Origin of the sequence: Oribacterium sinus, from assembly GCF_963537195.1 — a bacterium.
Lineage (GTDB): Bacteria > Bacillota > Clostridia > Lachnospirales > Lachnospiraceae > Oribacterium > Oribacterium sinus_A.
In genome coordinates this window covers 1-8,416 of sequence record NZ_CAUTEG010000096.1, presented here as the reverse complement: position 1 = coordinate 8,416, position 8,416 = coordinate 1, and the positions used below count along the sequence as shown (strand labels likewise).

Genomic DNA, 8,416 nt, shown 5'->3' with positions numbered 1-8,416 from the left:
TCTCCTGCACCATACCGTTTACCCCGTAAGCGGTATTCAGAAGCTCTTTTTCCATGTAATGGAATCGATCTCCTTCAATGGAGTTTTTGATAAATAAGGCTACTCCTACTCCTGCTAAAAGAAAGAGGAAGAGCACACCGATACCGACTGCTTTTTCCTCGGAGAGGGGAATACGGGCACTTTCCTGAAGGGTAGTTAAAGCAATCAATAGGGTGGGGGAAAGGATACAAAGCAATACGCCCAAAGCAATCTGGGAAGCTGCTTGATTCTTGTGCTCCAGAAAAGCATTGGCCTCCTCCATGGAAACCGGCACTTCTTTAAAGGAAGAGTCCGTATCGACTTTCGGGGCATCCTCTATAGATTCCGGCCCTATTTCATCCTTTAAGAGATAATCTGTACTTACGGAAAAGACCTCGGACAACTTTAAAATCTTATTCATGTCCGGAATGGACTGGGCACCCTCCCACTTGGAAATGGACTGTCTGCTGACATCCATCTTCTCCGCCAGGTCCTCCTGAGACCAACCGTTTTTCTTTCTTAATTCTATAATCTTGTCTGCCAGTATCATACTCTGCTCCTTTTATCATACTCTGTGTTTACCGGGATTTCCCTTACCGGAAAATGTCTTGGCTCACTCCGTCTTTACGTCTCCCATACTAGTAAAAAATCCGGTTGCAGGGAAGAAAGAAGGCTTGTCAATTTGACAACCGGCGGTTGCAAAGCCTTGATTTTCCGTGGAAAAATGTCATTTTCGGAAAAGCAAGTTCTACATTTCCAAAACCGATTCAATGCTGAGACGCAAGGCGATTTCCCGGGAACCAATACCGAAGGAACGCATATCGTGTTCCTCTACATTTGCCAAAGAATCTCCGGTGTAGAGCAGACTACCCCATTGAATATCCCGCATCTTTGCCACGGCTGCCAGGGCGGAACACTCCATTTCCACAACGGTACAACCTTCCGACTTTCTATATTCCACCTTTTCTTTGGTTTCCCGGAAAAATCCGTCGGTGGACCAGGTAATTACCTCTTCATAGGACAAATGATGGGAGCGCAGAACTTTTTCGATAGCCTTTCTTGGGGCTTCCTCTATGTCCACGAAGCGGGAGGGAGGAAGATAATGGTAGGAAGTGCCTTCGTCCCGCAGTGCTTTTTTTGGAACCAGAAAAACGCCTTCCTCCTTATGAACCAATACACCGCAGGAACCACTGCTGATGACTTTTTTCACTCCATGGGCAATGAGCCAATCCAGAATCTGTGCGGCAGGGGCGGCACCTACAGGAGCCTGTACCAAGAGGAAGGGAATTCCATTTTCCTCCAATAAAAAAATGGGATATTGCATGGTGGCGGAGAGAAAATGGGTCAGTACCTTTCCGCCATACTGTAAGGCATATTTTTCAACCGTGTCCTGTAAAAAGGCAAAAACGGCCCTCTCCGGAAAATGCACATCCAGTGCTTCGTGACCCGGCTCTAAAACGGCACTGGGGTCGGAATCAAATTCCAAGATGGGGATTTCGTGTTTTTGAATACTCATTTTGGCCTCTATTTTTCTCTTTTTAAAAGGGTTTTATGGCAAAATAATAGCAATATTTTTTATAAAGTCTTAGTATACATGGGAAAATAAGAGATTCGCAAGAAGGAAAATAGTAAGGAAATTTAAATATTTAAATTGTATGAGGAGTAAGATAATATGAAAGTACTGGTCATACCGGATGTGCATTTAAAAAACTGGATATTCGATAAAGCGGAAAATGTCTTAAAGTCCGGTAAGGCAGAAAGGGCAGTCTGTCTTATGGATATGCCTGATGATTGGGATATGGAATTTCAGATTGATCGGTACAGAGCAATCTACGACAGGGCTATTGCATTTGCCAAGGAGTATCCGGATACCCTTTGGTGCTATGGAAATCATGACTTAAGCTATCCCTGGGGACGGCTGGAAAGCGGCTATTCTCCTTATGCGGAGCGGACGGTTATGGAAAAGCTGGAAGAACTGGAAAACAGCCTGAAAAATTCCTCTCAAATCAACATTATGCATAGGATAGGTCGAGTTTTGTTCTCCCATGCAGGCCTTAGCACGGAATTTGTAAAAAGTCTTAACAGGAAACTCTTGGATGCGGATATAGATGAAGTTCTGCGTTCGGTAAATACTGCTTCTCAGGATAAGCTGTGGAATGATGAATCGCCCCTTTGGCTAAGAGCATTGGATGTACGGAGAAAGGCATTCCGAGGGGAAAAGTACAAGCAGGTTGTGGGGCATACTCCGGTGGAAAAAATCATGGAGCAGGGGGGAATGATCTTTACAGATGTTTTCTCCACGGATAGGGAAGGTACGCAGATTGGGGAATCTGCCATGGTGGTGATAGATTCCGAGACGGGGGAGTATGAGGTGGTAGAGGTTTAAAAAAAGTACTATGAAAAATCAATACATGATGGGTTTTCGACGATATAGGCCTGAAAGGGAGGCAATCTGAGCCTGCGGGTACTTGCGAAAAACAAAGGTACTGCAGTTTTTCGCTTAGTACCCTACCCGTTGGGCGAGCTTAGCGAGAGCGTGCCTCAATTTCAGACCTATATTGTGAAGAAAATCAGTATGATTTTCATAGTACTTTCTTATCCGATGAGGACCTTGCCGGTTTGCTTTAAATACTTTTCCGGAATTGGTGTTTCCAACTGCCAGATAATGCTCATGGGCTTACTGCCGGTGTAGGATACATACCGGGCGGGGCCAAGAAAGGTATAGGCTTCTGCCCCAAGGGCAGTTTTTTTCCTTTCGCGAACAAATAAAAAGACATTTGTCCCCAGTTTTTTGTGCTGAATATAGCGTTTTCCGGTTTCAGAAGTATCGGAAGTGGCATTCTGGCTCTGCCAGTGAAATAGCCTTTCGTTAAGGGAGTAGTCTTGGTACATGGTACTGGGGGAATACTCTTTATCAGATTTATTCAAAGTCACAAAAAGAAGATCCAGCTTTTTCTCCGGAAGCCATTTCACGCCCTCTCGAACCGTATTGGGCATTTCAAAGTCTAAAGCCAATAAGATCTGATCTCTTGAATAGCTACAATGCACATCCAGTGGACAGTCTGGTATACATGACAGGCTTTGATCCACAAAATCTATGCTGTCCAAATTAAAGGAAAGTAAATCCAGTAATTCTCGAAGCATTGTAGGAGATTTCTGTAAATTGATTAAATTCTCTTTATCCTCCGGACTTTCCCAATCTATAAGTCTTTGAAACAAGGTGAAATAGAACATTCGGAAGAATCTGGCTTGCAGTTTAGGTAAAGATAAGAGGTAGTTAAAACAATTTTCCGGTGTATTTTCTAAAAACATGGACAGACATTCTTGTAAAAAATGAATCCAACGTCTTGAGTTTATGCTGCAAAGCTTTGGCAAGGCTTTCGTAATCAATTCTTCTAATGGTTCGGAAAAATTTTTCCATTGCTCTGCCTCTACGCAAAGTCTGGAAAAGGAGCTTTTTCGGAGATAAATGTCTTTAGGGCTTAGATGAAAATACTTTAAAAAATTGTCATAGCTTAAAGGAAGTCCCGTATCTTCACTGAAAGATTTTAGTCTAAAGAGAAAACCGTCTTTTCTATCAAAGTTTGCCCTTATATTCTCCAAGATAATTTTGCTGGCTACCTTTTCTAATTGGATATAGCAGTTTTGGGGAAGTGAAGTAAAGCCCTTCTGTATCTCTTGGCTAAGGTTATTCCTGTGATGAGACAGCAAGGCGGAAAACTTTTCTTCAAAATTATATTTTTTATTGGCTTGCCCAATAAAATCTAAAACAGTGAGACACTCTTTATCCGTAGAAAGACGTAGTCCGCGTCCTAACTGCTGTAAAAAGACTGTTAAGGATTCTGTAGGACGGAGAAATAGAATCGTATCCACCTCCGGAATATCAATTCCTTCATTATATAAATCCACAACAAAAATAAATTGAATTTCACCGGAAATCAGACGATTCTTTGCTGTGTTACGTTCTTCAACACCGGAATTTCCGGTTAAGGACAGACAGGCAATTCCATTCTTTTTAAAGTGACTTTCCATGAATTTCGCATGCTCTACTGAAACGCAAAAGCCAAGTCCATGAACCGCATGAATATCATTTACATAGCGATTAACACTGTTGATAATATGATTTGCTCTTTTTTCTGCACTACTACTTTGCAGAGAGAAAATGTTACTAAGCTCTGTTTTATCATAGCCACCTCTTACCCAATGCACATTGGATAAATCGATCTCATCAGAAATTCCGAAATACTGGAAGGGGCAGAGTAAGCCACGGTTAATTGCTTCAGGAAGACGGATTTCAGCCGTAATTTTATTGTTAAAGTACTTTAAAATATCCTTTCCGTCCATACGCTCCGGCGTGGCGGTAAGTCCTAGAAGAACTTTGGGTTGAAAATAACTTAATAAGTCCTGATAGCTGGGAGCTGCGGCATGGTGAAATTCATCTACGACAATATAATCATAATAATCAGGAGGCACTGCTTCTGTAAAGTTCTTCGAAGAAAAGGTCTGTATAGAGATAAAAAGATGATCTAAGGAATCCGGCGTGAATTGCCCTACAAATAATGCTCCGAAGTTGGAATCCTTTAATACGTGTCGAAAGACTGCTAAGCTTTGCTTTAGGATTTCTTCTCTATGCACGACAAATAAAAGTCTGGGTTTTCTTGCGCCATGCTTTTTCGAAAAACGTTTGTAGTCAAAGGCGGAAATTAAGGTTTTACCGGTACCTGTCGCAGAGACAATGAGGTTCTTATAATTTCCTCGAACTTCTCTTTCTGCATCAATTTGATCTAAGATTTCCAGTTGATGGGGATAAGGATTTAAGTCAAAAAGAAAGCTGTCATCGGAAAAGGAAGACTGTCCTGTTTTTCCTATTTGAAGCGCATCTTTCAACTTTTTCTTATCTTCCTCACTATTTGTATAGGAAATAAAACTTGCATTATTCCAATAACTGTCAAAAATTGTCTCCATTTTTTTGAGAATGAAAGGCATATCTTTGGCAGTCAGTTTGACGTTCCATTCTAAGCCACTATTAAGAGCGGCAGAGGAAAGATTGGAGGAACCGATATAGGCTGTGGTAAAGCCGCTTTCTCTGTAAAAGATATAAGACTTTGCATGTAGTCGTTGTCTTTCAATATCATAGGAAATTCTTATTTCCGTATTAGATAAGTTACAAAGCTGTTCAATAGCCTTAGCATCACTGGCTCCCATATAGGAAGTGGTGATAATGCGAAGCTTTCCCCCATTTTCAGTGAACTCTTTTAGTGTATCGCGAATCAGGTTCAAACCGCTCATTTTGATAAAAGAAACCAGGAAATCAATCCGATCTGCGGATGCGATTTCTTTTTTTAATTCGGAAAATAGGGAAGGCTCATTTTGTGAACCGGTAAAAAGACTACTCTGGGAAATCGGACTTTCTGGACGAAGTAGATCCTTTGCACTTTTCATACCAAGCTTTAGAAGCGGATTTTCGGAATGGGTAGCGGAAAGTACGGCAAGGAGCTGTTCTCCTTCCGTACCAACAGACAATGGAGAAATATCCTCCCCCTCCGAGGAAAGGAGCGCAATGATTTTATTAATCACTTGAATTTTGGCAGTAGTATCTTGATCAGACAGTTGCTCCAGATTGCTGCGAATAATATCGCTACAGTATTGAGCCAATACAGTGGAGGCTTCCGCTTCATCGATTTTCACAATACTCTTTTCTTCTTCTGAAAATGCAGACAGTTCCTCTTGAATTGCTAAGTTGATCAGCTGTTCATAAATTCCGGGCTTAAGCATAAGGTTATCCTCTTGAAATATGTGATTTTATTTTTTACAGAATGAAATCATTATGGCAGCTTCTTTAGAGGAAGTAAATAAGTTATGGGAGGATTTTGAGAAACTAAAGAATCATTCTAAATCCTTTAAAATATAAAGTATCTACTCTTAGCTTAAAAAGTTTAATACAGCCCGCGATTGTTATAAAAATCTACCTTAAAGGTAAATTTAAATTGACTAAGCTCTTTATTTATAGTAATATAAATTTACCTAAAAGGTTAATTGCAAGGAAGAGGTGATGCCTTGGAAGTTACGTACAAAACGAATAAAATAAAGAAAGTTTGTACGGATGCTAAAGTTTCAGATCGAACTTATGGAAATGAAATGTCTGAAAAAATACAGATGCGTATAGCGGAAATAGAAGCTGCAGACACTGTGGAAGAGATGATTAAATTCCATATCGGTAGATGCCATCCATTGACCAATAACCGCAAAGGGCAATATGCAGTTGATTTGGTTCATCCGTATAGAATGGTATTTGAAAAACACGGTAATAAGATACAGGTAGCCCATATTATGGAAATAGTGGATTACCATTAGAAAAGTGAAATGGGATAGGGGGTAGTACTATGGTGAGAAGTCGTAGCATTATTGCAACACCACCTGGAGCGACAATAAAGGAGCAACTCAATGACAGAGGAATGAGTCAGAAAGAATTTGCTGCAAGAATGGATATGTCTGAAAAGCATATCAGTAAGCTTATAAATGGAGAGGTACAATTAACTCCGGAGGTTGCTGTTAGATTGGAGCTGGTGCTCGGAGTACCTGCAAAGTTTTGGAATAATTTAGAAGCGATATACAGGGAAAAATTAATTAAAGCCGAAGCTGAAAATGCTGTGGATAAGGATGAAGAGATAGCTAAAAAATTGCCTTATAATGAGATGGCTAAATATGGATGGGTTCCTGAAACGAGAGTATTAAAGGAAAAAGTGGTAAATCTTAGAAAATATTTTGAGGTTGTAGAACTTTCGCTACTGGAGAATATTCAGATAACAAAAATTGCATGTAGAAGGTTGGCTGTGACAGAAAAGAGTGATCTAGCGTTACTGGCTTGGGCACAAGAAGCAAGGATAAAGGCCAGAGAGGTTGAAACGGCTCCCATTAATATTAAAGGCTTAGTGAATATTATTCCTAAAATCAGATTGATGACAGTTATGAAAGCGAAAGAGTTCTGTCCGAAGCTTAAAAGTATGCTTGCAGAGTGCGGGATTGCACTTGTTTTTTTGCCGCATTTGCAAGGCTCATTTTTACAAGGAGCTTCCTTTATGGACGGAAAGAAGATTGTTGTAGGATTAACTGCGAGAGGAAAAGATGCAGATAAGTTTTGGTTCAGTCTATTTCATGAATTAGCTCATATTGTATTAGGGCATATAGGTCAAATGAATGGAACTTCAGAGGATGATGAAAAAGCTGCAAATTCTTGGTCCAAAGACACATTAATCCCTGCTAAGGATTTTGATGAATTTGTTGTTAATAATAGCTTTTCTGCATCAAATGTACATGTGTTTGCTAAGAAGCAAGGAATTGCACCCGGGATTGTGGTTGGAAGATTACAAAACGAAGGGTTCATTAAGCATAGTATACTGAATGAATTAAAGGATCATTATAAAGTCGTTGTATAGTTCTTAGAGAACTTTAATTTGGGATTGTTTTCTATAATATACGGATTTTTCATTTTCTTACGTAATGACTAATCTATTTACTGAGGTGCTTGCTATGGAAACGACAAAACTCTGGAATCGAAATTTCAGCTTGGTGATTCTTGCGTCTACGATGGGGACTATCGGGGGAATTGCAGGAGGTTTTGCGCTGGCATTCCTGGTTTTCGATGAAACCGGGAGCACTTTGGCATCCGCTCTGATTCTCGCAATACAGCTTCTTCCCTTCCTGTTTATCCCTATCGTCATTGCGCCTATTATGGATCGACTTCCGAGAAAGACTTTTCTGGTCATGGGAGATGTTGCAAATTCCTTTTTGATTTTCGGCATGGGACTATGGCTCTTGTTTTTTCACTTTTCCTACATCGGGTATCTCGCGCTGTCTTTGCTTCTGGCCTGTCTCGGATCGGTAGACGAGTTGGCGTTTACCAGTATTTATCCGGAATTAATCCCGAAAGGCGCGGAGCAAAAGGGCTACGCGGTATCTTCCATGCTTTATCCGGTTTTAACGGTGATTATGACCCCGTTTGCCGCAGTGCTTTTGGACACATTCGGTGTGGCATGGATTCTGATTGCGCAGGGCGGACTATCGCTTCTTGCCGCTATCACGGAGAGCTTTATTCGTCTGGATGAAACGGAACGGCATCATTCCGAACCCTATTCTCTTCAGGCATGGGCCTCGGATATACGGGAGGCGGTACAGTATTTAAAGAAAGAACGCGGCCTTTTAGGTCTTTATGAATATATGGCGGTGAGCAATGGCGTTGACACCGGATATTCTCCCCTTCTCATCGCTTTTTTCCGTACTTTTCCGGGATTCACGGCGGCAATGTATGCCGCATTTTCCGTGGTGGAGTTTATAGGAAGGTCAATCGGCAGTGCATTACAATATCGAATTAAAATTCCGGATAAGAAGAAGTTCGGTT

At 41.0% G+C, this 8,416-nt stretch carries 7 protein-coding genes; 4 read left to right on the top strand and 3 right to left on the bottom strand.

Going from position 1 to position 8,416, the window contains the following annotated elements; translation table 11 throughout:
- Positions 1-568, bottom strand: a 568-nt coding sequence (locus RYL27_RS09515) for a helix-turn-helix domain-containing protein (protein ID WP_314966837.1), incomplete at its 3' end; no start/stop codon positions are given.
- Between the two features lie 198 nt (positions 569-766).
- Positions 767-1,534: a nucleoside phosphorylase gene (locus RYL27_RS09510; protein WP_314966835.1), complete on the bottom strand. Its 768-nt coding sequence runs from the start codon at positions 1,532-1,534 to the stop codon at positions 767-769.
- Positions 1,535-1,690: 156 nt separating this feature from the next.
- On the opposite strand from RYL27_RS09510, the gene RYL27_RS09505 reads away from it, so the two are divergent.
- Positions 1,691-2,404 carry a metallophosphoesterase gene (locus tag RYL27_RS09505; RefSeq protein ID WP_314966833.1) on the top strand — a complete coding sequence of 238 codons (714 nt, stop codon included), beginning with the start codon at positions 1,691-1,693 and terminating at the stop codon, positions 2,402-2,404.
- A gap of 209 nt (positions 2,405-2,613) precedes the next feature.
- On the opposite strand, the gene RYL27_RS09500 is transcribed toward RYL27_RS09505, so the two are convergent.
- Entirely contained in the window at positions 2,614-5,793 is a 3,180-nt protein-coding gene (locus RYL27_RS09500; protein ID WP_314966831.1) for a DUF3427 domain-containing protein, read from the bottom strand.
- Positions 5,794-6,075: 282 nt separating this feature from the next.
- Here RYL27_RS09500 and RYL27_RS09495 point away from each other — a divergent pair, with 282 nt between their 5' ends.
- The 3 genes from RYL27_RS09495 to RYL27_RS09485 form a co-directional block, all read left to right on the top strand.
- Positions 6,076-6,372 (top strand): type II toxin-antitoxin system RelE/ParE family toxin, encoded by a 297-nt coding sequence (locus RYL27_RS09495; RefSeq protein ID WP_314966829.1) that lies wholly within the window; start codon positions 6,076-6,078, stop codon positions 6,370-6,372.
- A gap of 29 nt (positions 6,373-6,401) precedes the next feature.
- A complete protein-coding gene (locus RYL27_RS09490; protein WP_314966828.1) occupies positions 6,402-7,454 on the top strand; it encodes a HigA family addiction module antitoxin in 1,053 nt (350 codons plus the stop codon).
- Positions 7,455-7,548: 94 nt separating this feature from the next.
- Positions 7,549-8,416 (top strand): MFS transporter (locus RYL27_RS09485; RefSeq protein WP_314966826.1); only part of this gene is annotated, 868 nt, incomplete at its 3' end.